This is a genomic window from Hydrogenophaga sp. (assembly GCF_030373245.1).
Lineage (GTDB): Bacteria > Pseudomonadota > Gammaproteobacteria > Burkholderiales > Burkholderiaceae_C > Hydrogenophaga.
This window is the reverse complement of the sequence record NZ_JAUCZF010000003.1, coordinates 189304-211605: the sequence shown is the minus strand read 5'-3', so window position 1 is coordinate 211605 and position 22302 is coordinate 189304. Positions and strand designations below refer to the sequence as shown.

Genomic DNA, 22302 nt, shown 5'->3' with positions numbered 1-22302 from the left:
GGTGATGCCTTTCAGACGGTCGGTTTGATGATGTAGCGCAACTCGTCGGCGTGCAGCTTGTCGACGGTGTCGGCGCGGTGGGCCAGCACAGCACGCTGGTTGATCGAGCCCTTGTCGGTGATCTCGCCGCGGTCGATGGTGGGCGGATCGGCCAGCAGGCACAGGCGGGCGATGCGGTTGGCGCTGCCCGTTGACGTGCGCGCCAGCGCGTCGATCACGGTCTGGAAATGGGCGAGCACCTCCGGGGCATCCAGCACTTCGTGCATCGAGGCGTCGGCGGGCAGGCCTGCGAGCTGCCGCACAGCCGCGGTCGGGAACACCATGGCGCCGACTTCCTTGAGGTTCAGGCCCGTGAGGACAACGTCCTGGACATAGGGGGCGCCGGTCGCAATGATCTTGCCGCGCAATGGGCCCACACTGACAAACGTGCCGGTGGCGAGCTTGAAGTCCTCAGCGATGCGGCCATCGAAGCGCAGCCCCTGGTGAATGTCGGTCTCGTCAATCCACTGGACCGCGTCGCCGGTCTTGAAGAAGCCTTCTTCGTCGAACGCCTCGACCGTTTCGTCGGGCATGCGCCAGTAGCCGGGCGTGATGTTCGGCCCGCGGTAGCGCACCTCGGTCTTGCCCTCCTTGTCGACCAGTTTGAGGTCCAGTCCGGGTGTCGGCAGACCCAGATAACCCGCTCGCACGTTCGGGCTCGTGACATAGAGGCCGAACGGTCCGGACTCGGTCATGCCCAGGCCCGAGGTCATGACGATGCGCTCGCCAATCTCGGCTTCCTCGCTGTCGTAGAGGCTGTCCCAGACGGGCTGGGCCAGCGCCGCGCCGGCATAGAAAAACATGCGCACGCGCGAAAGGAAAGTCCTGCGCAACTGCCTTCCTTCGTCCGTGGCCTGCTTCATGGCGAGGGCAATCGCCTCGAAGCCGGTGGGCACGTTGAAATAGACCGTGGGCGCGATCTCGCGCAGGTTGCGCAGCGTCTCGGCCATCAGGGCCGGCGTGGGCTTGCCTTCGTCGATATAGAGCGTGCCGCCGTTGTAGATCACCATGCCGAAGTTGTGGTTGCCGCCGAAGGTGTGGTTCCAGGGCAGCCAGTCGATCAGCACCAGGTCGCCATCGGTGATCACCGGCATCGACTGCGTCATCTGCTGCTGGTTGGCACACCACATGCGCTGCGTGTTGATGACCGCCTTGGGCATCTTGGTCGAGCCTGAGGTGAACAGGAACTTGACAATCGTGTCTGGCCCGGTGGCAGCCATGGCGGCATCCACTGCCCCGGTGGGTTCGGTGGCCAGCAGCGCGGCAAACGAGGTGGTGGCGCGACCGGGTACGGCGCCTTCGGTGCAGACCAGCTCCACGTCTTCAGCGATGGTGGCCAGCATGGCGCGCCCGTAGCGGCTGGCGTCGCTGGCGAACACCAGGCCTGGCGTGAGCGTCTTGACCACGTGTCTGAGCTTGTCGAAGTCCTGGCTGATCAGCGAATACGGTGGCGAGGTCGGGCACCATGGAACGCCAACCAGCATGCAGCCCAGGGCCAGCAGCGCATGTTCCAGATCGTTTTCGCTGAGGATCAACACCGGCCGCTCGGCCGAAAGGCCGCGGTCGATCAGCCCCTGGCCGATGCGCCGAGCAGCCTCCAGCGCCTGTGCGAAGGTGATGTGCCGCCAGTCACCTCTGCTGCCGTCGGCCAGCTTGGTGCGCTGCGCAAAGAGCGTTTGCTCTGGGCGCTCGCGCGCCCAGAGCATCAGCCGATCGGTGAGGCGTTCGGGGTAGGGCAGCAAGGTTTGATCGGCGCTCAGGTAGTGCACGCCGGGTGCGCCGTCTCGCAAGACGCCGCGCGTGACGCCAAAGCCCAACGGGCGGTAGCTGGCAGGGTGGACTGCTGTGTTCATGTCTCTCTCTCCGGTGTCGGGTAGGGATCGGCACCCGGTCTGGTGCCGGGTTGCGGGAGCGGGAAGCAGGCTCAGTCTTTGCTGACCTTGGCGGCCTTGCCGTCAAGAAAAGCGCGCACCCGCGCCTTGGCTTCAGGCGCAGATTGCGCAATGGCAGCCACCAGCGATTCGGTGAACAGTCCGTGGTCGGCTGGCTGCTCGGCGATGCGCGGCAAGGCATGCATCAGCGCGTAGTTGGTCAGCGGTGCGTTGCTGGCGATGCGCGTGGCGAGCTCGAAGGCTTTGTCAAAGGCACTGCCGGCGGGCACGAGGTATTGGGCCAGGCCAATGCGCTCGGCTTCGGCGGCCTTGTAGACGCGGCCGGTGAACATCATGTCGGCCATGCGCGCCGCACCAATCAGCTTGGGGACGCGCACCGAACCGCCGCCACCCACAAAAATGCCGCGGCTGCCTTCGGGCAAGGCGAAGAAGGCCGATTCGTCTGCCACCCGGATGTGGCAGGCGCTGGCCAGCTCCAGTCCACCACCCACCACCGCACCGTGCAACGCAGCCACCACCGGCACTTGTCCCTTTTCCAGCGCATCGAGTGCGGTGTGCCACATGCGTGAATGCATCATGCCTTGCCCCGCGTCCCGTTCGCTCAATTCGGACAGATCCAGGCCGGCGCAGAAGTGGTCGCCCTCCCCGTGGATCACCGCTGCGCGGACAGAGGCGGGCAGGTTCTGGAAGGTGTCGCGAAGGGCGATGACGAGTGCGTCGTTGAGCGCATTTCGCTTGGCGGGTCTGGTCAGCGTGACCACAGCAATCTCGCTGTGATCCCCTCGAATCTGAAGGCTCAGTTGATTGTGGTTTTGTGTCATGGGATCGGGGTTTTGGAGCTTGCGGTGAGTTTGAATTATGGTTATAAATAATAACCAACGCAAGCGGTTCCAGGTAGGGATTCCGGAAAGATGTGAGCTGACAGGGTGAGTGAAAGCGTGTGCGCTTGCGGGGTGGCGCCAGAGGTTTCAAGAGAACCCCTGGCGTGCGATGTTCCGTTTTGGCATATCACCTGGAAGCCTTTTGCACTTGCCCTGGTGCCGACCACGAAACACAGTCGCTCTGGCAGCCTTGGAGATTCCACGCCATGCCGGACGGCTGTCCCGCCCATTCCCTTTCTGGAGACAAACCATGATTTCACTGAAGAAAACCGCGATCTGCCTGACCCTTTCGCTGCTTGCCAGCAGCGCGGCGCTGGCGCAAGAGGTCACGCTGCGTTTCCACCAGTTCCTGCCGCCGCAGGGAACGGTGCCGTCCAAGGCCATCCTGCCCTGGGCCAAGAAAGTTGAGGAAGACTCAAAGGGCCGCATCAAGGTCCAGATGTTCAGCTCGATGCAGCTCGGTGGCACGCCGCCCCAGCTGTTTGACCAGGCGCGCGACGGCGTGGTCGACATCGTCTGGACACTGCAGGGCTATACCCCGGGTCGCTTCCCCAAGACCGAAGTGTTCGAGCTGCCCTTCATGGCCGGCCTGTCGGCCGAGCAGACCTCTCGTGCGCTGTGGGACTACGCGCAGAAAAACGCGATGGACGAGTACAAGGACGTGCACGTGCTGGCGTTCCATACCCATGGCCCTGGCCTGTTTCACACCAAGCAGCCAGTCACTGGCCTGGAGAGCCTGCGCGGCATGAAGATCCGAGGTGGCACCCGCATCGTCAACAACATGCTGACCAAGCTGGGCGCCACACCGGTGGGTATGCCGGTGCCAGCGGTCACCGAGGCCTTGTCCAAAGGCGTGCTGGACGGCACCACCATCCCCTGGGAAGTGGCGCCAGCGCTGAAGGTGCAGGAACTGGTGAAAAACCACACCACCTTCGCCGGTGACCGGGCGCTGTATGTGACCACCTTCGTGGTGGCGATGAACAAGGCCGCTTACAGCAAGCTGCCGGCCGATCTGAAGAGGGTGATCGATGACAACTCGGGCGCCGAGATGGGAGCGATGTTTGCCCGCTCGATGGACGAGGGCGACGTGCGCGGCCGCGACCTGGCAGTCAAGGCCGGTAACAACATCGTGGCGCTGGACGCCGCCGAGACCCAGCGCTGGCGCACTGCCGCGGCGTCGGTCGAGTCGGATTGGGTGAACGACGTCAAGAGCAAGGGCATCGACGGCGCCAAGCTGGCGGCTGAGGCCCGGGAGGCGATTGCCAGGTACGCGAAGTGATCCGGGGGCTGCTGTGCCTGACATCCAGGCACAGCAGTCCAGCGATCGCATGCTTCACCTCGTGGGTGCCGGCTCCCCCGTAGGCTGCTGGTGCTTGGTGATGACGGCCCAACGAGGGGCTGTTTTGCGCCTGCTGTGATTTGGCGTAGACAATTCAGGCTTTCGATGAGCCTGCCAAGGAACCGAACATGATTGCCTGGATATACCGCCTGTCTCACTGGACCGCGCTGATCGGCGGCCTGGTGCTCGTGGCGCTGGTGCTGCTGGTGGTGGCCAGCGTGACGGGTCGTGCGCTGATCGACGTCGGCCTGGGTCCGGTGCCGGGCGATTTTGAGCTGGTCGAGATCGGGGTTGGCATCGCGGTGTTCTTCTTCATGCCCTGGTGTTATCTGCGCGGGGGGCATGCCACGGTGGATCTGCTCTACATGCACACGCCGCGCTGGGCGCAGCGGGCGGTGGACATTTTTAGCGACGTGCTGATGCTGCTGGTCTGGCTGGTCATGACCTGGAAGCTCTGGGAAGGCATGCTGGAGAAGAAGGAGTACCTGGAGACCACCTTCATCCTGCAGATGCCGGTCTGGTGGGCCTATGCTTTCTGTCTGGCCGGTGCCGTGATCGGCTGCCTGGCCTATGCCGCTCGCACGCTGACCCAGCTGGGACTGGCCTCCGAGCCCAAAGGCTGGACGCTGGACGCTCATGCCGGTCATTGAGTTGCGCCGCCTCGCTCGCAAACCCTTGTTCTCTTCTGTGAAACGCCCGCTGCGCTGCGGGTCCTCTTTTTGCACGGGCGAAACCCTGTCCTGCACACCATCATGAGCAACGTCGAACTCGCCCTCTGGTCCTTTCCGCTGCTGCTGCTGATGATCTTCATCCGCATCCCCATCGGCCTGTCCATGCTGGTGTGCGGTCTGGGCGGCGCCTGGATGGTTTACGGCTCCTACATGCCGATCCTGAACCAGCTCAAGCAGATGACGTTCAGCACGTTTTCCAGCTACTCGCTCTCGGTGATCCCGCTCTTTCTGCTCATGGGGCAGTTTGCCGCGCTGGGTGGCCTGTCTCAGGCGCTGTTCAAGGCGGCCGAGGCCTGGATCGGCCACCGCAAGGGCGGCGTGGCGATGGCGGCGGTGGGTGCCTGCGCTGGCTTTGGCGCCATTTGCGGCTCCTCGCTGGCCACCGCGGCCACGATGGGCCAGGTCGCCTTGCCCGAGCTCAAGCGAGCCGGTTATGCCGGTGGTATTTCCACCGCCTGTCTGGCCGCAGGCGGCACGCTGGGCATCCTGATTCCGCCTTCGGTGGTGCTGGTGATCTATGCCATCCTGACCGAGCAGAACATCGCCAAGCTGTTCCTGGCCGCGTTTGTGCCCGGTCTGCTGGCGGCGCTGGGCTACATGATCGTGATCGCGATCTATGCTCGCCTCCGGCCGCAAGACGTGGGCAGCTTGCCGCCCATGCCCATGAAGGACCGCATCGCCGCCACCATCAAGGTGTGGCCCGTGATGGTGATCTTTGTGGCCGTGGTCGGCGGCATCTACAGCGGTCTGTTCACGCCCACCGAGGGTGCGGCCATCGGTGCGTTTGGCACTGGCTTGTCGGCCTGGTTCAGCGGCGGCCTCAACCGCAAGACGCTGCTGGCGGCCGTGCTGGGTACGGCCGTGGCCACCGGCATGATCTTCATGATCGTGCTGGGCGCCGGGGTCTACAACACCTTCCTCGCGCTGTCGCAGTTGCCGCAGGAGGCGGCCAATGCGGTGGGCGGCTGGGGTGTGAGCCCGATGCTGGTGCTGGTCTTCATCCTGGTGCTCTATGTCATCCTGGGCTGCTTCATGGACTCGCTGTCCATGATCCTGCTGACGATCCCGGTCTTTTTCCCCATCGTCACCGCCCTGGACTTCGGCCTGCCGCCCGAAGAGTTTGCGATCTGGTTCGGCATCCTGGTGCTGATCGTGGTGGAGGTCGGCCTGATCACACCGCCGGTGGGCATGAACCTCTTCGTGATCAACTCCCTGGCGAGAGACACACCGATTACCCAGACCTACCGCGCCATCCTGCCGTTTGTGGCGAGCGACTTCATCCGAACCGGCGTGCTGCTGGCCTTCCCGTCGATCACACTGTTTGTGCTGCGCCTCTGAGTCCATCGGGTCTGTTCACGGCGTTTGCCCATCGGAGCGTTCCATGCTGTCTCTTCACGCCTCCACCACCACCCACCGTCGCGCGCTGCTGGCGCTGGCCACAGCCACACTCCTGACGTTGGGTCTGGCCACCTCGGTCTGGGCGCAGACCTACCCGACCCAGCCGCTGCGGATCGTGGTGCCGTTTGGTCCCGGCGGTGTGGGCGATCTCACCGCGCGGGCGGTGGCGCAGGCACTGGCCGAGCCGCTGGGCCAGCCGGTGACGGTGGAGAACCGACCAGGTGCTGGTGGCGTGGTGGCGGCCGAGGCGGTAGCCCGAGCTGCACCCGATGGCCACACCCTGTTCCTCATGTCCAACGGCTCGGCCGTGACGGCCAGCCTGTTCAATCGCTTGCCGTTCGACATGGTGCGCGATTTCATTCCGGTGTCCACGCTGGGCTACTTTGACATCGCGGTGGTTACCAGCAGCGAATCGACCTTCAAGACGCTGGGCGATGTGGTGGCGTACGCGCGCGCCAACCCGGGCCAGCTCAACCTGGGCAGCATCAACATCGGCAGCACGCAGCACCTGACGGCCGAGCTGTTCAAGAGCGCGGCCGGCATCCAGGCGCAGGTGGTGCCGTTCAACGGCACACCGGCACTGATCGGTGCGCTGCGCGGACGGCAGGTGGAGGTGGGGGTAGAGATCCTGGGGCCAGCCCTGCCGCAGATCCGCGCCGGCGCCTTGCGCGCCCTGGCGGTGACCGGCGAGCGGCGCTCCGTGGTGCTGCCCGAGGTGCCGACGGCGATCGAGGGCGGCGTGCCTGCCCTGGTCGCTTCTTCGTGGAACGCGCTGGCCGTGCCCGCCAAGACGCCGCGCGAAGTGGTGATGCGGCTGAACAAGGCGATCGAAGGGGTGCTGGCTGCGCCTGAGCTGCGCAAGAAGCTGCTGGAACTCAACATCGATCCGCGTGCCAGCACACCGGAGCAGACGGCTGAGCTGCTGGCCAGCGACATCCGGCGCTGGAGCACAGTGATCGAGCGCGCTGGCATTCCGAAACAATGAGGCAGGAGGTCGGCATGAAGCGCATCGGGATGGTGGGCTATGGCGAGGTGGGGCGCATCTTCTGCGCCGCCTTGCGGCCACAGGTTTCGCAGGTGGCCGCCTGGGATCTGGTGTTTGCCGACCCCGCTGCGCGCGCGTCTGCACTGGCCCATGCCGCTGGCCAGGGTGTGCAGGCTTGCGCGGGTGTGGCCGAGCTCTGCGCCGGTGCCGAGGTGGTCATTTCGGCGGTGACCTCGTCGAGCACGCTGGCGGTGGCTGAGGCAGTGGTGGACCACATCGCGCCTGGTGCTTTTTTTCTCGATCTCAACTCCGCGTCTCCCGGCACCAAGCAGGCGGCAGCGGCCTGCATCGATGCGGCAGGTGGGCGTTATGTGGAAGCGGGCGTGATGACCTCGGTGCCGCCGCACGGCATCGCCGTGCCGATGTTGCTGGGTGGTCCGCATGCCGCGGCGCTGCTGCCCACGCTGCTCGGCTGGGGGATGAAGGCGCAGGTGGCGAGTGAGCGCGTGGGCGTGGCCTCGGCCACCAAGATGTGTCGCAGCGTCATGATCAAGGGCCTGGAGGCGCTGGTGATCGAGAGCTATGCCACTGCACGCCACTACGGGGTGGAAGCCGCGATGATCGCCACCTTGCAGGAAACCTTTCCCGGCATCGACTGGTCCCGCCAGGGCAGCTATTTTTTCAGCCGCGTGGCGCAGCATGGACGGCGCCGCGCCGAGGAGATGCGCGAAGCAGCGAACACGGTGCGCGAAGCCGGCTTCGAACCCTTCATGTCCGAAGCCATTGCCCGCAAACACGACTGGATGGCGGATCAGGCGCAGAGTGGTGCGTTCTCCGATTTACCGGCGTCATCCGACTGGGTGACTTATGCCGACCTTCTGCTGGCGGCGCGCTCCAGGGCCGAATGATCCTCGCCGGTTGCGTCAGGCTTGAGCACGGCAAGCGCGGTGCGCCGCAGCAGGTCCAGCGTCGCCTGCTGGGTCAGGGTCGCGGGTCGCTGGGCACTGACCGCCAGACTCAGGCGCGTGCGCAAGGGAGGGTCAACAATGGCGCGTACCTGGAACGCAGAAGGACGGATCGAGCTGCTGACCGCGTTGCGTGAGAGCAGGGCGGCGCCCGCGCCATCGGCCACCAGGTCGAGGATGGCCGCCACGCCGTCGATCTCCAGCGCCACAGTGGGCCGCAGGCCGATGTGGGCGAGGGCAGCCTCGACCTGCATGCGGATCGCGTTCGGTCGGCTGGGGATCACGAGCGGCAGTGGTGCGATCTCGCTCAGCGAGACTGTGCCAGGCGGCGGGTCCTGAGGCAAGCCAGCCGGCCGCGCCTGCACCAGCACCAGATCTTCTTCCAGCAACGGTGACACATCCAGCTCGGCGGCTGGCTGGGCGTTGTAGAGCACGGCGATGTCCAGCCGCCCCGTGGCCAGCCATTCCTGCATGTTGACCGACAGGCCTTCGCAGATCGACACACTGGCCTGGGGCAGTTTTTGGCGGAACGCCCGCATCAGCGGCACGGCCAGCACGCGCGAGAGGCTCGGCGGCAGGCCGATGGCCACGCGCCCGGCCAGCGCTCCGCGCACTCGGCCCAGCTCCTCTCGCGCCCGCTCCACCTGGTGCAGGATGCCGCGCGCGTGTGCCAGCAGCAAGTTGCCCGCTTCGGTGGGATTGGCGCCGCGCCCGTTGCGCACCAGCAGGTTTTGCCGCAGCTCGACTTCCAGCAGGCGCACCTGGCGCGACAGCGCCGGCTGGGCCACGTCCAGCGCCTGCGCGGCCCGGGTGAAACTGCCCAGCTCGGCCACCCGCACGAAGTATTCGAGTTGTTTGAGATCCATGTGCTGCTACCAGTTGTTCGGCATGACGTCATCATAGGTATCCTTTTCCGTTCTAGCTGCTAGCGAACCCGCGGTCTGGTGACCCAGCGCCGAGCGGGCCAGAATGTCAGAACACCGAGCCTCCGCGCCGCCGGTGCCCTGTGCCGACGCCAACCCCACCTCAGTCCCCATGACCCAGACCCAACCCCTCGTCATCGACTGCCACGGCCACTACACCACCGCGCCCAAAGCGCTGGAGACCTGGCGCAACCAGCAGATCGCCGGCATCCAGGATCCCGCCCGGATGCCCCAGGTGTCGGACCTCCATATCAGCGACGAGGAGCTGCGCGAATCCATTCAGAGCAACCAGCTGCGCCTGATGCAGGAGCGCGGCAGCGACATCACGCTGTTCAGCCCACGCGCGAGCTTCATGGCCCACCACATCGGCGACTTCCAGGTCTCCAGCACCTGGGCGGCGATCTGCAACGAGCTCTGCTTTCGCGTGAGTGAGCTGTTTCCCGACCACTTTGTGCCGGTGGCCATGCTCCCGCAAAGCCCGGGCGTGGACCCGGCCACCTGCATCCCCGAGCTGGAAAAGTGCGTGCGCGAGTACGGCGCGGTGGGCATCAACCTCAACCCCGATCCATCGGGCGGTCACTGGACCAGCCCGCCCCTGACCGACCGCCACTGGTACCCGATCTTCGAGAAGATGGTCGAACACGATCTGCCGGCCATGATCCACGTGAGCACCAGCTGCAACCCCTGCTTCCACACAACCGGCGCGCACTACCTCAACGCCGACACCACCGCCTTCATGCAGCTCATCCAGGGCGACCTGTTCAAGGACTTCCCCACGCTGAAGTTCCTGATCCCTCACGGCGGCGGCGCCGTGCCCTACCACTGGGGTCGCTTCCGCGGTCTGGCGCAGGAGATGAAAAAGCCGCTGCTCAGCGAACACCTGATGAACAACGTGTTCTTCGACACCTGCGTGTACCACCAGCCCGGCATCGACCTGCTCAACACCGTGATCCCGGTGAAAAACGTGCTGTTCGCCAGCGAGATGATCGGCGCCGTGCGTGGCATCGATCCAGAGACCGGTCACCACTACGACGACACCCGCCGCTACATCGAAGCGTCGAAAATTCTGAGCGCGGACGACAAGCGACAGATCTTCGAGGCCAATGTGCGCCGTGTTTTTCCGCGCCTCGATGCGCGCCTTCAAGCCCAGGGACGCTGAACATGACCACACTCGGCATCGTCCACCGCCGCATCGTGCGCGCCGACGCGGCGGCGGTTGAAAAACTTGCCCGCTTCGGTGTGGCCACCGTGCACGAAGCGCTGGGCCGCGTTGGCCTCATGAAGCCCTACCTGCGACCCGTCTACAAAGGCGCTCGCATGTGCGGCACTGCCGTCACCGTGCTGCTGCAGCCCGGTGACAACTGGATGCTGCACGTGGCCGCCGAGCAGCTGCAGCCCGGTGATGTGGTGGTGGCGGCCTGCACCACCGACAGCACCGACGGCTTTTTCGGCGACCTGCTCGCCACCTCGTTCAAGGCGCGCGGCGCGCGCGGCCTCATCATCGACGGTGGCGTGCGCGATGTGGACGAGCTGGAAAAGATGGGCTTTCCCGTGTTCAGCAAGGCCATCCACGCCAAGGGCACGATCAAAGCCACGCTGGGCTCGGTCAACATCCCCGTGGTCTGTGCAGGCGCCCTGGTGAATCCCGGCGATGTCATCGTGGCCGATACCGATGGCGTGGTCGTGGTGCCCGCCGCGATGGCCCAGGCAGTGGCCGACGCGGCCGAGAAGCGCGAGAGCTTCGAGGGCGAAAAGCGAGCGAAGTTCGAAGCCGGCGTGCTGGGGCTGGACATGTACCAGATGCGCGAGCCACTGGCCAAGGCAGGTCTGAAATACATCGACTAGCCATGGATATCCCCCGCCCCGCTGTGCGCGACCCCCAGGTAGGGAGCTGCGCCGGTAGCCCGGAAAATCCGACTCCACGGCGCCCTCGAACGAGCCACCGCATGCCTCCTGTGCGAATTCATCATCAGACATGACCCAAGCCAACGACAAGCCCACCTCCGGACACTTCACCAAAACGCCCGGCTGGCTCGACTGGTTTGAAGGGCCGAGCCGGCCACGCTTTCGGGTGCCCGTCGGCAGCGTTGACGCGCATTGCCATGTGTTTGGCCCGGGCGCCGAGTTTCCTTACGCGCCCGAACGCAAGTACACGCCGTGCGACGCCTCCAGGCAGCAGCTGTTCGCCCTGCGCGAGCTCCTCGGCTTTGCGCGCAATGTGATCGTGCAGGCCACCTGCCACGGCGCCGACAACCGTGCGCTGGTGGATGCTCTTGTGCACTCGCAAGGCCTGGCCCGCGGCGTGGCCACCGTGAAGCGCTGCGTGAGCGACGCTGAGCTGCAGGCGCTGCACGAAGCCGGTGTGCGCGGTGTGCGCTTCAATTTCGTCAAGCGCCTGGTCGACTTCACGCCGAAGGACGAGCTGCTGGAGATCGCCAACCGCATCCACGCCCTGGGCTGGCATGTGGTCATCTATTTTGAAGCGGTCGACCTGCCCGAGCTGTGGGATTTCTTCACCGCGCTGCCGACCACCGTGGTGGTGGATCACATGGGGCGCCCCGATGTGGCGCTGCCGGTGAACGGCCCGCAGTTCGCGCTGTTCGAAAAGTTCATGCGCGAGCACCCCAACGTGTGGAGCAAGGTGAGCTGCCCGGAACGGCTGTCGCTCAGCGGCCCGAAAGCGTTGGCAGGTGAGCAGAGCGCCTATCGCGACGTGGTGCCGTTTGCGCGCCGCATCGTGGAGCAGTTCCCCGACCGCGTGCTCTGGGGCACCGACTGGCCGCACCCCAACCTGAAAGACCACATGCCCGATGACGGCCTGCTGGCGGACTTCATCCCGCACATCGCGCCGACGCCTGAGCTGCAGCAGAAGTTGCTGGTGACGAACCCCATGAAGCTTTACTGGCCCGAGGAATGTTGACCCCCACGCTCCGCCGCTGCACGGGTCGCTGCCCCCAGAGGGGGAGCGAATCGCCTTGGGGCGGCCCGGCGGCGATTCCCGTTTACACAAGGAGTCCCCATGTCCCTCGACAAACCCTATAAGGACGTGCCCGGCACCATCATTTTTGATGCCGAGCAATCGCGCAAAGGCTACTGGCTCAACCAGTTCTGCATGTCGCTCATGAAGGCCGAGAACCGCGAGAGGTTCAAGACCGACGAGCGCGCCTACCTGGACGAATGGGCGATGACCGAGGAGCAGAAGCAGGCGGTGCTGGCGCGCGACCTCAACTGGTGCATGCGCACCGGCGGCAACATCTATTTCCTGGCCAAGATCGGCGCCACCGATGGCAAGAGCTTTCAGCAGATGGCCGGCTCCATGACCGGCATGACCGAGGCCGAATACCGCGACATGATGGTCGGCGGTGGCCGCAGCGTCGAAGGCAACCGCTACCTCGGCGAGGACGGCGATGCTCAGCCGCAGCACCAACCTCAAGGAAAGCACTGACATGGCAGCACGCATCACCGCCTCGGTTTACACCTCCCATGTGCCCGCCATCGGCGCGGCGCTCGACCTCGGCAAAAGCCAGGAGGACTACTGGAAACCCGTGTTCGCGGGCTACGAGTATTCCAAGCAGTGGATGAAGGACAACAAGCCCGATGTGATCTTCCTCGTCTACAACGACCACGCCACGGCCTTCAGCCTGGAGATGATCCCGACCTTTGCCATCGGCACTGCGGCCGAGTACCAGCCAGCCGACGAGGGCTGGGGGCCGCGCCCGGTGCCCCAGGTCATCGGTCATCCTGAGCTCGCTTCGCACATCGCGCAAAGCGTGATCCAGCAGGACTTTGACCTCACCATCGTCAACAAGATGGACGTGGACCACGGCCTGACCGTGCCGCTGTCCCTGATGTGCGGCGAACTCGATCCGAAGACGCAGGCATGGCCGTGCCCCGTGATTCCGTTTGCCGTCAACGTGGTGCAGTACCCCGTGCCTTCGGGCAGGCGCTGCTTCATGCTCGGCCAGGCCATTCGCAAGGCGGTGGAGAGCTACGACGACAACCTGAATGTGCACATCTGGGGCACGGGCGGCATGAGCCACCAGCTGCAGGGCGCGCGCGCCGGCCTCATCAACCGTGAGTGGGACAACGCCTGGCTCGACCAGATGATCAACGACCCGGTGGGCTGCGCCAACACGCCGCACATCGACTACGTGCGCGAAGCCGGCAGCGAAGGCATCGAACTCGTGATGTGGCTGATCGCGCGCGGCGCCATGTCCGACATCGTCGATGGCAAGGCGCAGGGGTCTGCGCCCGTCGTCAAGCACCGCTTCTACCATGTGCCCGCGTCGAACACGGCGGTGGGCCACCTGATTCTTGAGAACGCGTAAGGAACACACCATGACCATCAAAGTCGCGCTTGCCGGCGCTGGCGCCTTCGGCGTCAAGCACCTCGACGGCATCAAAAACATCGACGGCGTGGAAGTCGTCTCGCTGATCAGCCGCGACCTGGAGAAGACCCAGGAAGTGGCCGACAAGTACGGCATCAAACACGTCACCACCGATCTGGCTGACAGTCTGGCCATGAAGGAGGTCGATGCCGTCATTCTGTGCACGCCCACGCAAATGCACGCCGAGCAGACCCTGGCCTGCCTGAAGGCTGGCAAGCACGTGCAGGTGGAGATCCCCCTGGCCGACAGCCTGAAGGGCGCCGAAGACGTGGTCGCCCTGCAAAAGCAGACCGGGCTGGTGGCGATGTGTGGCCACACCCGCCGCTTCAACCCCAGCCACCAGTACGTGCACAACCAGATCAAGGCCGGCAAGTTCAACATCCAGCAGATGGATGTGCAGACCTACTTTTTCCGCCGCACCAACACCAACGCGCTGGGCCAGCCGCGCAGCTGGACCGACCACCTGCTGTGGCACCACGCCGCGCACACGGTCGACCTGTTCGCCTACCAGGCCGGCAGCCCAATCGTTCAGGCCAACGCCATTCAGGGCCCGATCCACCCTGTTCTCGGTATCGCCATGGACATGAGCATCCAGCTCAAGGCCGCCAATGGCGCCATCTGCACGCTCAGCCTGAGCTTCAACAACGATGGCCCGCTGGGCACCTACTTCCGCTACATCGGCGACACCGCCACCTACCTTGCCCGCTACGACGACCTGTTCACTGGCAAGGAAGAGAAGATTGACGTGAGCCAGGTGGCGGTGAGCATGAACGGCATCGAGCTGCAAGACCGCGAGTTCTTTGCGGCCATCCGCGAAGGCCGCGAGCCCGACAGCAGCGTGGCGCAGGTATTCAACTGCTACCAGGTCTTGCATCAGCTGGAGCAGCAGCTCAAGACTTGACCGACAGAGGCGCCCAGCGCGCCTGAAGCAAAATGGGGCACGATCCCCGCCGCGTGCCGGCGGTGTGCTCCGGCCCCATTTCGCGTGTCTTGCGCGCCATCAAGCATCCAGAGGACTCCCGAATGCAACAACGCCAGCTCGGCCCCTTCACCGTCTCCGCCATCGGCCTGGGCTGCATGAATATCTGCCACGCCTACGGTGAGCCGGTGTCTGAAGCCCAAGCCGCCAAACTGCTGCATGCCGCGCTGGACGCCGGCGTGAACCATTTCGATACGGCCGCGCTGTATGGCTTTGGCGCCAGCGAGACGCTGGTGGGCAAGTACCTCTCGAAACACCGCTCGCAATTCACGCTGGCCAGCAAATGCGGCATGCAGGGTGTGGACGTGAATGGTGACGGCAAGCTGGTGCGGGTGATCGATGGCCGGCCCGACACGCTGCGCGCCACCTGCGAAGCGGCGCTCAAACGCTTGCAGACCGATGTGATTGACCTGTATTACCTGCACCGCTGGGACAAAAAGGTGCCCATCGAGGAGAGCGTGGGTGGCCTGGCCGATCTGGTGCGCGCGGGCAAGATTCGCGCCATCGGGCTTTCAGAGGTGTCTGCCAGCACCCTGCGCAGGGCGCATGCCGAACATCCCATTGCTGCATTGCAAACCGAGTATTCCCTCTGGACCCGAAACCCCGAAATCGCGGTGCTCGACACCTGCCGCGAGCTGGGCACCACGTTTGTGGCCTTCAGCCCGGTGGGGCGTGGTTTTCTGTGCGGCCCGATGGATGTGGGCGACCTGCACGCCAAGGACATCCGTCGCACCATGCCGCGCTTTTCGCCCGAGAACTACGCCTCCAACGCCAAGCTGCTGCCGGGCTATCTGGCCATCGCGCAAGCGCTGGGCTGCACGCCTTCGCAGTTGGCCATTGCCTGGCTGCTGCACCGTGGCGAACACATCCTGCCCATTCCTGGCACCCGCACCGTTGACCATCTGCAAGACGATCTGGGTGCGCTCCAGGTGAAGCTGGACGCCGATGTCATGGCCCAACTGGATGCGCTCATCAACCAGCGCACCGTGGTCGGCAGCCGCTACAACGATCAGGGCAACAGCGAGGTGGACACCGAGGAGTTCTGAGCGGCCTCGAGCTGGCTCAGGCCGACCACGCGCGGTTCAGGCGCCGCCGCGAAACAGCGAATAGCCCCAGGCCGTGAACTTGAACGGCAGGTGGTAGTGCTGCACCGGGTCGGCGATGTGGAAGCGGTAGACCACCCGCTCCAGGAATGCCGGGTTCGGGACCTGGGCGCCCTGGGCACGGTAGTAGTCACCGACCCAGAACACCGCCTCATAGCCTCCTGCACCGATCGCGTCGCTGCTCAGGCCGGCGTGTTGCAGCTGGCCGCTGCTGCCCACGTTGCCTTCCGCCAGAGGTTCGGCCATGGGTTCACCGCCAGGGTCCAGCCGGTGCAGGGCGACCCGCAGGCCGGTGGCGACGCGGCCGCTGGCCACGTCCACACAATGAATCGAGATGCCGCCAGACATGTAGCCGGCCTTCAGTTCATCCGCGCGCCAGACGCCTTGACCGCCGGCGCCCAGACCGACACCTGATCGGTCACGAACTTGGTGAATTCGGCGGCGCTCATGGGTTCGGGAGTGACCCCCAGCTCGGCCAGGCGTTTGGCGACCGTGGGTTGCGCCACCACCTCGGTGACGGCCTTGTTCAGCTTCTCCACCACGTCAGCCGGTGTGCCCGCGGGCGCGGAGAGACCGAGGAAGTTGTCGGCGACAAGTTTGGGGAAGCCCGCCTCAACCACCGTGGGCAGCGCGGGCGCCATGGCGGCCCGGGTGCGCGCAGTGACCGCCAGGCCCACCAGCTTGCCGTCCTGGATGTAGGGCACGTTCTGGGTCAGCGTGTCCACCGCGAATTGCAGTCGACCACCGAGCAGATCGGCGTGCATGGGTGCAGAACCCTTGTACGGCACATGCTCCATCTTGAGCTGATGCTGCTGCTTGAACATCTCGCCGACGATGTGGCCGATGGAGCCCACGCCGCCCGATCCGTAGTTCACCGGTGTACTTTGAGCGCCGATCCACTTGATCAGCTCGGGCATGGTCTTGGCGGGTACCGACGGGTGCACCACGAACACATTGGGGACCGAGCCGATGTGGGCCACATGCGAAAAGCTCTTGACCGGATCGTAGGGGGCCTTGTCCATCATGAATGGCGAGATGCTGATGGGGGCGGTGTTCGACAGCAGCAAGGTGTAGCCATCGGCGGGCGCCTTGGCCACGGCGTCGGCGCCGATGGTGCTGCCCGCACCCGGCTTGTTTTCCACCACCACCGGCTGGCCCAGCTTCTCCTGCAGACCGGGCTGGAGCAGGCGCGCCACGATGTCCGAAGAGCCTCCCGGGTTGAAGGTCACGATGATCTTGATCGGCTTCTGCGGCCAGGCCTGAGCCTGCACCGGTGAGACAGCAAAGGCCATCAGAAGACTGGTGGCGAGAAGGGAGCGGCGGGTGGCTGTCATGGCATACCTCTTAGGCAGTGGAAACAAGGGGATGGTGAGGAGATCCGGGGGACTCGGGCAAGACCGTCTTTTCCAGCCGACCGTGCATGACCTGGCCCACCTGGCGAAGGGCGATCGCCCGCTCGGTGCTGGGGTCGTTCCCGAGCCGAACTTCGAAGGTTGCGAAAACCGAAGCGAGCGATTCGTGAAGGCGCAGCGCCGCAATGAACGGGATGCCGAAACGCAGCCGGTAGCGCTGGTTGAGGGCCGCGAGACGCTCAAGCTCGTGGGGCTGCAGACTCAGAAGACCCAGGCGACCCTGTTCGCTCTGCGAGTCGCTCGTCATGCTGCCGGCCTGAGCTTCCCGACCGGCGAGTTCGGGATGCGCTTGCAGCAAGGCGAGCTGCTGCGCGGGCTCGGCCTCGCGCAGCGTTTGCTCCAGCGCCAGGAAGAGGGCGGTCCAGGAGGCAAATGGGCGCCGCTGCCAGGTCTGCTCGGCCACCCAGGGCGAATGTTCGACCACGGTGGAAAGCAGCGCGGCAAAGTCAGGGCGGTCCAGGGACTGCAGCTGCGCAAACGGGATGGGAGTGGGAAAACCCGGCTTCATGATGAGGTGCAGTCTCGCGCCTGCTTCTGTTGCTGTCCATCGCATATTGATGTGGATTGCGTTCTAATAATTCGCATGACCAACCTGTCCAACAACCCGCTTCATCCCAAGGCCTTGCGGTACCTGACGGCCGTGGCCCACCTGGGTTCGGTGCAGGCGGCCGCGCGCGAGGTTTCTATCTCGGCATCTGCCATCGATCGGCAGATCCTGCTGCTGGAGCAGGATCTGGGCGTGCCTTTGTTCGAGCGCGTGGCCCGTGGCATGCGGCCCACGGCAGCGGGCGAGCTGCTGCTGGCCTTGTCGCAGCGCTGGAAGGCCGACCTCGGCCGAACGCTCTCCGACATCAAGCAGCTCCAGGGCGTGAGCCAGGGCCACCTGCGCATCGCGGCCATGGACAGCCACGCCAACGGCTTGCTGCCCGAGTTCGTGCACATCGTCAACCGCGAGTACCCCGGCGTGGTGCTGGACGTGGAGATCGTGAACACCGACGATGCGGTCCGGCATCTCAGCGAGGGCGATGTCGATCTGGTGGTGGCCTTCAATCTCAAGGCCGGGCGGGAGCTGCACATGGTGTGTGTGGCCGATCTGCCGCTTGGGTGCGCCATGACGCCGACGCACCCGCTGGCCCGTCTTCCCCATGTGAGCTTCAAGGAAGTGGCGGCCTGGCCGCTGGCCGCACAAAGCCGGGCGCTGGCCATTCGCCGCTACCTGGACCGGCGACACCACTGGCTGATCGAGGAGGCGCGGCCTCCGCTGGTCACGAACTCCTTGCAGTTGCTCAAGAGCCTGGTGCGCAGCGGCACCCATGTCGCACTCACCTCCGAGCTCGACATGGGTCCCGAGATACTTGAGGGCAGCGTGCGCTTTGTGCCGGTGCTCGACAAGAGTGCCCAGGCGCAGACCATCGGCGTGGCCATCAGCGCGAACCGCGCGCTGCCCCGGGTGGCGCGCATCGTGGCCGAGCGCCTGGGCCAGCATGTGATCGATTACCTGGCCCGGGTGCGCTCAGTCACCCAGCCCGATACAAAACGAAAAAAAGCGACACCGCGCTGAGACCCATCGCGCGTCACCCCCGGGCACCATGGCGGTCATGTTCAACCCGTTCTGAAAGGAACACCGTCATGAAACCCTGGATCAAGAAAACCCTTATCGGCGTTGCCGGCGCCACCATCCTGCTGGGCGGCCTCTCTGCCTGCGGCCACCGCGGCGGCCATGAGCGCGGCCCCATGAGCGAAGAGCGCGTGGTCGAGATGCGTGGCAAGGTGATCGAGCGCGTGAGCGACAAGCTCGAACTCAACGAAGCGCAGAAGCTCAAGCTCGGCGTGCTGGCCGACGAAATGATCGCGCAACGCAAGGCCTTGCGCGGTGACAGCGCCGCCCCGCGCGCCGAGATGAAGGCTTTGGTCGCTGGCGAGAAGTTTGATCGCGCCCGCGCCCAGACACTGCTGACCCAGAAGACCGAAGTGGTGCAGGCCGGCGGCCCCAAGGTGATCGCCGCCATGGCCGACTTCTACGACAGCCTCAACCCCGCCCAGCAGGCCCAGGTGCGCGAGCGCATGGACAAGCGCGGTGGCTGGTGGGGTCGCGGCTGATCACCTCTGCTGCTGTGCCGCCGCGCAGCGCCCAGAAGTCTGGGCCCGCGCGGCGGTGTGAGAATGCCGCATGCACCGCATCTTGCTCATCGACGACGACGAACAGCTCGGCCCGCCGCTGGCCACCTATTTCCAGCGCTTCGAGCTCGGCCTCACCCACGCCTTCAAGCCCAGCGATGGGCTGGCGCTGTTGCGGCGCCAGCCGTTTGACGCCGCCATTCTCGATGTGATGCTGCCCGAGATGGACGGCTTCGAGCTGTGTCGCACCATCCGCAAGGAAAGCGATATCCCCATCGTCATGCTCACTGCGCGCGGTGATGTGATGGACCGCGTGGTCGGTCTGGAGCTGGGCGCGGACGATTACCTGCCCAAGCCCTTCGAGCCGCGCGAGCTGGTGGCGCGCATTCAGACCCTGCTGCGCCGGCGAACGGGTGCCGTGAAGGCAGCGGTGCGCGCGCCGGGTGAGCTGGTGTTTGAAGGCCTGGTGATCGACCCGGTGCGCCGGGAAGTGTCGCGCCAGGGCGAAGCGGTCGACCTCACGGGAACCGAGTACGAACTGCTGCTGTTGCTGGCCCGCGAGCCGGGCAAGGTCTACAGCCGCGACGACATCCTGAACCACCTGCGCGGTCACGAGGCCGAGCTGCTGACGCGCGCGGTCGACATCGTCATCAGCCGGCTGCGCAAGAAGCTGGAGCCGCTGGACTGTATCAAGACCCTGCGCAACGCCGGCTACGCGCTGGCGCTGCGCCGAGCCACATGAGCGAGCCAACCATCGCCGCTCAGGCGCCGACACCCTGGCACCGCCGCGCGCGCCTGGCGCTCGGCACCTCCATCAAGCTGCGCCTGGTGCTGGTGTTTCTGCTGCTCGCCGCTGCGATGACCAGCGTGTTTTTCAGCGGGGCGCAGAAGGCGTTTTCGCTCGGCTGGCGCGAAGCCGCGCGCCCGCTGCTGATGGACTATGTCGATCACCTCGCCGCCGACATCACCGCCAGCGGCACGCCCAGCGAAGCTGCCGCACTGGCGCTCACTCAGCGACTGCCGCTCACCGTGCGCATCACCGGGCCGCAGATCACCTGGTCCTCTCACCCCGAGCAGCAGCGCCCCGACTGGCAGCGCGAGCGCTGGGATCAGACCGACGGCCGCGGCTGGGACGGCGAGCGCGGGAATGGTGATCGGGAGTGGCAGCGCATCCTGCATCGAACCACGGCCGACGGCCACACCATCGAGTTCGGCATCAACGAGGCCGTGTTTGAGCGCCGCCCGCGGCTGGTGGGCTTCGCCATCACCGCGCTGCTGGTGCTCACGATGCTCGCCTGGCTGTATGTGCGCCGCCTGCTGCGCCCGCTGGATGCCATCCGCGCCGGTGCCCAGCGCTTTGGCGCTGGCGAGTTTGGCCAGCCCATTCCCGTGCAGCGCCCGACACGGCCCGACGAGCTGGGCCAGCTCGCCGCCACCATCAACACCATGGGGCAGGACATCCACCAGATGCTGGAGGCCAAGCGCGCGCTGCTGCTGGCCATCAGCCACGAGCTGCGCAGCCCGCTCACCCGCGCCCGCCTCAACACCGAGCTGCTGCCCGAAACCGCCGACGTCAATCCACAGCGCCTGGCGCTGCTGCGCGACCTGCAAGAGATGGCCACGCTGATCACCGACCTACTGGAGAGCGAGCGCCTCTCGGGCAACCACGCCGCGCTGCAGCGCGAGCCCGTCGACCTGGCTGCGCTGGCCGGTGAGGTGGTGGCCGAGGTGCTGGCGCGTCAGCCCGAGCGCGCTGGCGCGCGGCCCGAGATCACCTTGCACACCGATCCTGCGTTGCCCCGCCTCGCGCTGGACCCCACCCGCATTCGCCTGCTGCTGCGCAACCTGCTCGACAACGCCCTGCGCCACAGCGCCGGCGCGTTGCATCCGCCCGAGCTCAGCCTGCGCAAAGCAGGGAAAGGCCTGCAGATCGAGGTGCGCGACCACGGGCCAGGTGTGCCCGAAGACCAGCTGCCCCAGCTGGCCCAGGCCTTTTACCGGCCCGAGAGCGCGCGCACCCGAAGCACCGGCGGCGTCGGCCTGGGGCTCTACCTGTGCAAGCTGGTGGCCAGCGCGCACGGCGGGCGGTTTGAAGTGCGCAATGCGCAGCCTGGGCTGGCGGTCACCGTCACCTTGCCCGGCGCCTGAAGTTCCATCGCGCTTGATGCGCATCAGGGTCTGGGCGGGCGCTTCGTGCCAAGCTGTGGGCCATGAACCCCACCCCCATTCCCGGCTTTGTCGCGGCAGCTACCCGCTACCTGTTTTTCACAGGCAAGGGCGGCGTTGGCAAGACCTCGCTCGCCACCGCCGCTGCTATTCGTCTGGCCGATGGCGGGCAACGCGTGTTGCTGGTGAGCACCGATGCCGCGTCCAACCTCGACGAAATGCTCGGCGTGGCGCTGTCCAACCAGCCGGTGGCCGTACCCGGCGTGCCCGGGCTTGAGATGCTCAACATCGATCCCGACACCGCCGCCGAGGCCTACCGCCAGCGTGTGCTGGCGCAACTGGAAGCCAGCGCAAGCGATGCAGAGCGCCAGACCGTGCGCGAGCAGCTCTCGGGCGCGTGCACCACCGAGATCGCCGCCTTCGACGAATTCGCCGCGCTGCTGGCGGGCGAGGGCGGGGAAAGCCGCTGCGACCACGTGGTGTTTGACACCGCCCCCACCGGCCACACGCTGCGCCTCTTGAGCCTGCCCACCGGCCTGTTTTATGCGCAGGGCGTGAAGGCCAATGTGCTGTTCTTTGACAAGAAGCCGGCCAGCGAAACGGCGTGGACGAAGAAGCTCTGGATTTACGACCTGCGCACCAACAAGCATTTCACGCTGAAGACCAACCCGCTGCGGCGCGAGGACCTTGAAGAATTCGTGACGCTCTACAACGCGGGCAATCGCCAGCAACGCCAGGCCACCTGGAGCGCGGAGCAGCCCGAAGGCCGCTGGCGCGACTACAGCTATGAAGACATCACCGCCCGCGACAAAGCGAGCCTCGACATCTTCTGGCTGAAGGACGATTCGTTGGCCGATAGCGACAACCTGCCCGCGCCCGAGGTGATCGCACAGGAGATCGTGGAAGACCTGCAGGCTGCGCTGGAACAGTTCAAGCTGATTGCGGGCGACCTCGGCGCCGAGTTGACCGAGCCAGCCTGAGCG

Annotated in this window: 23 protein-coding genes and 1 pseudogene; 18 read left to right on the top strand and 6 right to left on the bottom strand. The window is 65.6% G+C overall.

All coding sequences use genetic code 11. The annotated features are described in order from the left end of the window. Positions 1 to 11 precede the first annotated feature (11 nt). A complete protein-coding gene (locus QUV25_RS09065) occupies positions 12 to 1892 on the bottom strand; it encodes a feruloyl-CoA synthase (protein WP_300863303.1) in 1881 nt (626 codons plus the stop codon). Between the two features lie 71 nt (positions 1893 to 1963). Then, positions 1964 to 2752: a crotonase/enoyl-CoA hydratase family protein gene (locus tag QUV25_RS09060; protein ID WP_300863302.1), complete on the bottom strand. Its 789-nt coding sequence runs from the start codon at positions 2750 to 2752 to the stop codon at positions 1964 to 1966. A gap of 310 nt (positions 2753 to 3062) precedes the next feature. Here QUV25_RS09060 and QUV25_RS09055 point away from each other — a divergent pair, with 310 nt between their 5' ends. The 5 genes from QUV25_RS09055 to QUV25_RS09035 all read left to right on the top strand — a co-directional run bounded on the left by QUV25_RS09055 (position 3063) and on the right by QUV25_RS09035 (position 8173). Then, complete coding sequence (locus QUV25_RS09055; RefSeq protein WP_300863301.1) at positions 3063 to 4091, top strand: TRAP transporter substrate-binding protein; 1029 nt, start codon at positions 3063 to 3065, stop codon at positions 4089 to 4091. Positions 4092 to 4279: 188 nt separating this feature from the next. After that, the gene (locus QUV25_RS09050; RefSeq protein ID WP_300863300.1) at positions 4280 to 4801 is read left to right on the top strand and encodes a TRAP transporter small permease; all 522 of its coding nucleotides are present in this window, start codon (positions 4280 to 4282) and stop codon (positions 4799 to 4801) included. A gap of 102 nt (positions 4802 to 4903) precedes the next feature. Continuing rightward, positions 4904 to 6220, top strand: a complete 1317-nt coding sequence (locus QUV25_RS09045; RefSeq protein WP_300863299.1) for a TRAP transporter large permease — start codon at positions 4904 to 4906, stop codon at positions 6218 to 6220. A gap of 43 nt (positions 6221 to 6263) precedes the next feature. Continuing rightward, positions 6264 to 7265 carry a tripartite tricarboxylate transporter substrate-binding protein gene (locus QUV25_RS09040; RefSeq protein ID WP_300863298.1) on the top strand — a complete coding sequence of 334 codons (1002 nt, stop codon included), beginning with the start codon at positions 6264 to 6266 and terminating at the stop codon, positions 7263 to 7265. Positions 7266 to 7279: 14 nt separating this feature from the next. After that, complete coding sequence (locus QUV25_RS09035) at positions 7280 to 8173, top strand: NAD(P)-dependent oxidoreductase (RefSeq protein ID WP_300863297.1); 894 nt, start codon at positions 7280 to 7282, stop codon at positions 8171 to 8173. On the opposite strand, the gene QUV25_RS09030 is transcribed toward QUV25_RS09035, so the two are convergent. After that, positions 8131 to 9096 (bottom strand): LysR substrate-binding domain-containing protein, encoded by a 966-nt coding sequence (locus tag QUV25_RS09030; protein WP_300863295.1) that lies wholly within the window; start codon positions 9094 to 9096, stop codon positions 8131 to 8133. The two genes, QUV25_RS09035 and QUV25_RS09030, sit on opposite strands and share 43 nt — an antisense overlap. Positions 9097 to 9265: 169 nt before the next feature. Between QUV25_RS09030 and QUV25_RS09025 the strand changes: the two genes are divergently transcribed. The 7 genes from QUV25_RS09025 (at position 9266) to QUV25_RS08995 (ending at position 15566) form a co-directional block, all read left to right on the top strand. Next, positions 9266 to 10312 carry an amidohydrolase family protein gene (locus QUV25_RS09025; RefSeq protein WP_300863294.1) on the top strand — a complete coding sequence of 349 codons (1047 nt, stop codon included), beginning with the start codon at positions 9266 to 9268 and terminating at the stop codon, positions 10310 to 10312. A 2-nt stretch (positions 10313 to 10314) separates the two neighbouring features. Further along, entirely contained in the window at positions 10315 to 10998 is a 684-nt protein-coding gene (ligK, locus tag QUV25_RS09020) for a 4-carboxy-4-hydroxy-2-oxoadipate aldolase/oxaloacetate decarboxylase (RefSeq protein ID WP_300863293.1), read from the top strand. A gap of 130 nt (positions 10999 to 11128) precedes the next feature. Then, positions 11129 to 12073: an amidohydrolase family protein gene (locus QUV25_RS09015; protein ID WP_300863292.1), complete on the top strand. Its 945-nt coding sequence runs from the start codon at positions 11129 to 11131 to the stop codon at positions 12071 to 12073. 99 nt (positions 12074 to 12172) lie between these two features. After that, complete coding sequence (gene ligA / locus QUV25_RS09010; protein ID WP_300863291.1) at positions 12173 to 12598, top strand: protocatechuate 4,5-dioxygenase subunit alpha; 426 nt, start codon at positions 12173 to 12175, stop codon at positions 12596 to 12598. A gap of 1 nt (position 12599) precedes the next feature. Next, positions 12600 to 13481: a class III extradiol dioxygenase subunit beta gene (locus QUV25_RS09005; RefSeq protein WP_300863290.1), complete on the top strand. Its 882-nt coding sequence runs from the start codon at positions 12600 to 12602 to the stop codon at positions 13479 to 13481. A 10-nt stretch (positions 13482 to 13491) separates the two neighbouring features. Then, complete coding sequence (locus QUV25_RS09000) at positions 13492 to 14442, top strand: Gfo/Idh/MocA family oxidoreductase (RefSeq protein ID WP_300863289.1); 951 nt, start codon at positions 13492 to 13494, stop codon at positions 14440 to 14442. Positions 14443 to 14564: 122 nt separating this feature from the next. Beyond that, complete coding sequence (locus tag QUV25_RS08995; protein WP_300863288.1) at positions 14565 to 15566, top strand: aldo/keto reductase; 1002 nt, start codon at positions 14565 to 14567, stop codon at positions 15564 to 15566. Positions 15567 to 15602: 36 nt separating this feature from the next. On the opposite strand, the gene QUV25_RS08990 is transcribed toward QUV25_RS08995, so the two are convergent. From QUV25_RS08990 to uraD, 3 genes are read right to left on the bottom strand one after another with little or no spacing between them, the layout of a single operon-like run. Next, positions 15603 to 15971, bottom strand: coding sequence for a hydroxyisourate hydrolase (locus QUV25_RS08990; RefSeq protein ID WP_300863286.1), 369 nt, complete (start codon positions 15969 to 15971; stop codon positions 15603 to 15605). A gap of 11 nt (positions 15972 to 15982) precedes the next feature. Next, entirely contained in the window at positions 15983 to 16957 is a 975-nt protein-coding gene (locus tag QUV25_RS08985) for a tripartite tricarboxylate transporter substrate binding protein (protein WP_300863285.1), read from the bottom strand. A gap of 10 nt (positions 16958 to 16967) precedes the next feature. Continuing rightward, entirely contained in the window at positions 16968 to 17543 is a 576-nt protein-coding gene (gene uraD, locus QUV25_RS08980; protein WP_300863284.1) for a 2-oxo-4-hydroxy-4-carboxy-5-ureidoimidazoline decarboxylase, read from the bottom strand. Positions 17544 to 17618: 75 nt separating this feature from the next. On the opposite strand from uraD, the gene QUV25_RS08975 reads away from it, so the two are divergent. The 6 genes and pseudogenes from QUV25_RS08975 to QUV25_RS18255 all read left to right on the top strand — a co-directional run bounded on the left by QUV25_RS08975 (position 17619) and on the right by QUV25_RS18255 (position 22299). Then, positions 17619 to 18596, top strand: a complete 978-nt coding sequence (locus QUV25_RS08975) for a LysR family transcriptional regulator (protein ID WP_300863283.1) — start codon at positions 17619 to 17621, stop codon at positions 18594 to 18596. A gap of 68 nt (positions 18597 to 18664) precedes the next feature. Further along, positions 18665 to 19135: a Spy/CpxP family protein refolding chaperone gene (locus QUV25_RS08970; RefSeq protein WP_300863281.1), complete on the top strand. Its 471-nt coding sequence runs from the start codon at positions 18665 to 18667 to the stop codon at positions 19133 to 19135. A 70-nt stretch (positions 19136 to 19205) separates the two neighbouring features. Further along, complete coding sequence (locus QUV25_RS08965) at positions 19206 to 19895, top strand: response regulator transcription factor (protein WP_300863280.1); 690 nt, start codon at positions 19206 to 19208, stop codon at positions 19893 to 19895. After that, complete coding sequence (locus tag QUV25_RS08960) at positions 19892 to 21301, top strand: HAMP domain-containing sensor histidine kinase (RefSeq protein ID WP_300863278.1); 1410 nt, start codon at positions 19892 to 19894, stop codon at positions 21299 to 21301. The genes QUV25_RS08965 and QUV25_RS08960 overlap by 4 nt, the downstream gene beginning before the upstream one ends. A gap of 62 nt (positions 21302 to 21363) precedes the next feature. Continuing rightward, a pseudogene (locus QUV25_RS18260) lies at positions 21364 to 21849 on the top strand (TRC40/GET3/ArsA family transport-energizing ATPase); the annotation flags it as partial. Continuing rightward, complete coding sequence (locus QUV25_RS18255) at positions 21838 to 22299, top strand: N-6 DNA methylase (protein ID WP_366945654.1); 462 nt, start codon at positions 21838 to 21840, stop codon at positions 22297 to 22299. The pseudogene QUV25_RS18260 and the gene QUV25_RS18255, both read left to right, overlap by 12 nt. Positions 22300 to 22302 lie beyond the last annotated feature (3 nt).

Coding starts and splice junctions, on each gene's coding strand:
- QUV25_RS09065 (WP_300863303.1), bottom strand. CDS start 1,892: ATGAACACAGCAGTCCACCCTGCCAGCTACCGCCCGTTGGGCTTTGGC.
- QUV25_RS09060 (WP_300863302.1), bottom strand. CDS start 2,752: ATGACACAAAACCACAATCAACTGAGCCTTCAGATTCGAGGGGATCAC.
- QUV25_RS09055 (WP_300863301.1), top strand. CDS start 3,063: ATGATTTCACTGAAGAAAACCGCGATCTGCCTGACCCTTTCGCTGCTT.
- QUV25_RS09050 (WP_300863300.1), top strand. CDS start 4,280: ATGATTGCCTGGATATACCGCCTGTCTCACTGGACCGCGCTGATCGGC.
- QUV25_RS09045 (WP_300863299.1), top strand. CDS start 4,904: ATGAGCAACGTCGAACTCGCCCTCTGGTCCTTTCCGCTGCTGCTGCTG.
- QUV25_RS09040 (WP_300863298.1), top strand. CDS start 6,264: ATGCTGTCTCTTCACGCCTCCACCACCACCCACCGTCGCGCGCTGCTG.
- QUV25_RS09035 (WP_300863297.1), top strand. CDS start 7,280: ATGAAGCGCATCGGGATGGTGGGCTATGGCGAGGTGGGGCGCATCTTC.
- QUV25_RS09030 (WP_300863295.1), bottom strand. CDS start 9,096: ATGGATCTCAAACAACTCGAATACTTCGTGCGGGTGGCCGAGCTGGGC.
- QUV25_RS09025 (WP_300863294.1), top strand. CDS start 9,266: ATGACCCAGACCCAACCCCTCGTCATCGACTGCCACGGCCACTACACC.
- ligK (WP_300863293.1), top strand. CDS start 10,315: ATGACCACACTCGGCATCGTCCACCGCCGCATCGTGCGCGCCGACGCG.
- QUV25_RS09015 (WP_300863292.1), top strand. CDS start 11,129: ATGACCCAAGCCAACGACAAGCCCACCTCCGGACACTTCACCAAAACG.
- ligA (WP_300863291.1), top strand. CDS start 12,173: ATGTCCCTCGACAAACCCTATAAGGACGTGCCCGGCACCATCATTTTT.
- QUV25_RS09005 (WP_300863290.1), top strand. CDS start 12,600: ATGGCAGCACGCATCACCGCCTCGGTTTACACCTCCCATGTGCCCGCC.
- QUV25_RS09000 (WP_300863289.1), top strand. CDS start 13,492: ATGACCATCAAAGTCGCGCTTGCCGGCGCTGGCGCCTTCGGCGTCAAG.
- QUV25_RS08995 (WP_300863288.1), top strand. CDS start 14,565: ATGCAACAACGCCAGCTCGGCCCCTTCACCGTCTCCGCCATCGGCCTG.
- QUV25_RS08990 (WP_300863286.1), bottom strand. CDS start 15,971: ATGTCTGGCGGCATCTCGATTCATTGTGTGGACGTGGCCAGCGGCCGC.
- QUV25_RS08985 (WP_300863285.1), bottom strand. CDS start 16,957: ATGACAGCCACCCGCCGCTCCCTTCTCGCCACCAGTCTTCTGATGGCC.
- uraD (WP_300863284.1), bottom strand. CDS start 17,543: ATGAAGCCGGGTTTTCCCACTCCCATCCCGTTTGCGCAGCTGCAGTCC.
- QUV25_RS08975 (WP_300863283.1), top strand. CDS start 17,619: ATGACCAACCTGTCCAACAACCCGCTTCATCCCAAGGCCTTGCGGTAC.
- QUV25_RS08970 (WP_300863281.1), top strand. CDS start 18,665: ATGAAACCCTGGATCAAGAAAACCCTTATCGGCGTTGCCGGCGCCACC.
- QUV25_RS08965 (WP_300863280.1), top strand. CDS start 19,206: ATGCACCGCATCTTGCTCATCGACGACGACGAACAGCTCGGCCCGCCG.
- QUV25_RS08960 (WP_300863278.1), top strand. CDS start 19,892: ATGAGCGAGCCAACCATCGCCGCTCAGGCGCCGACACCCTGGCACCGC.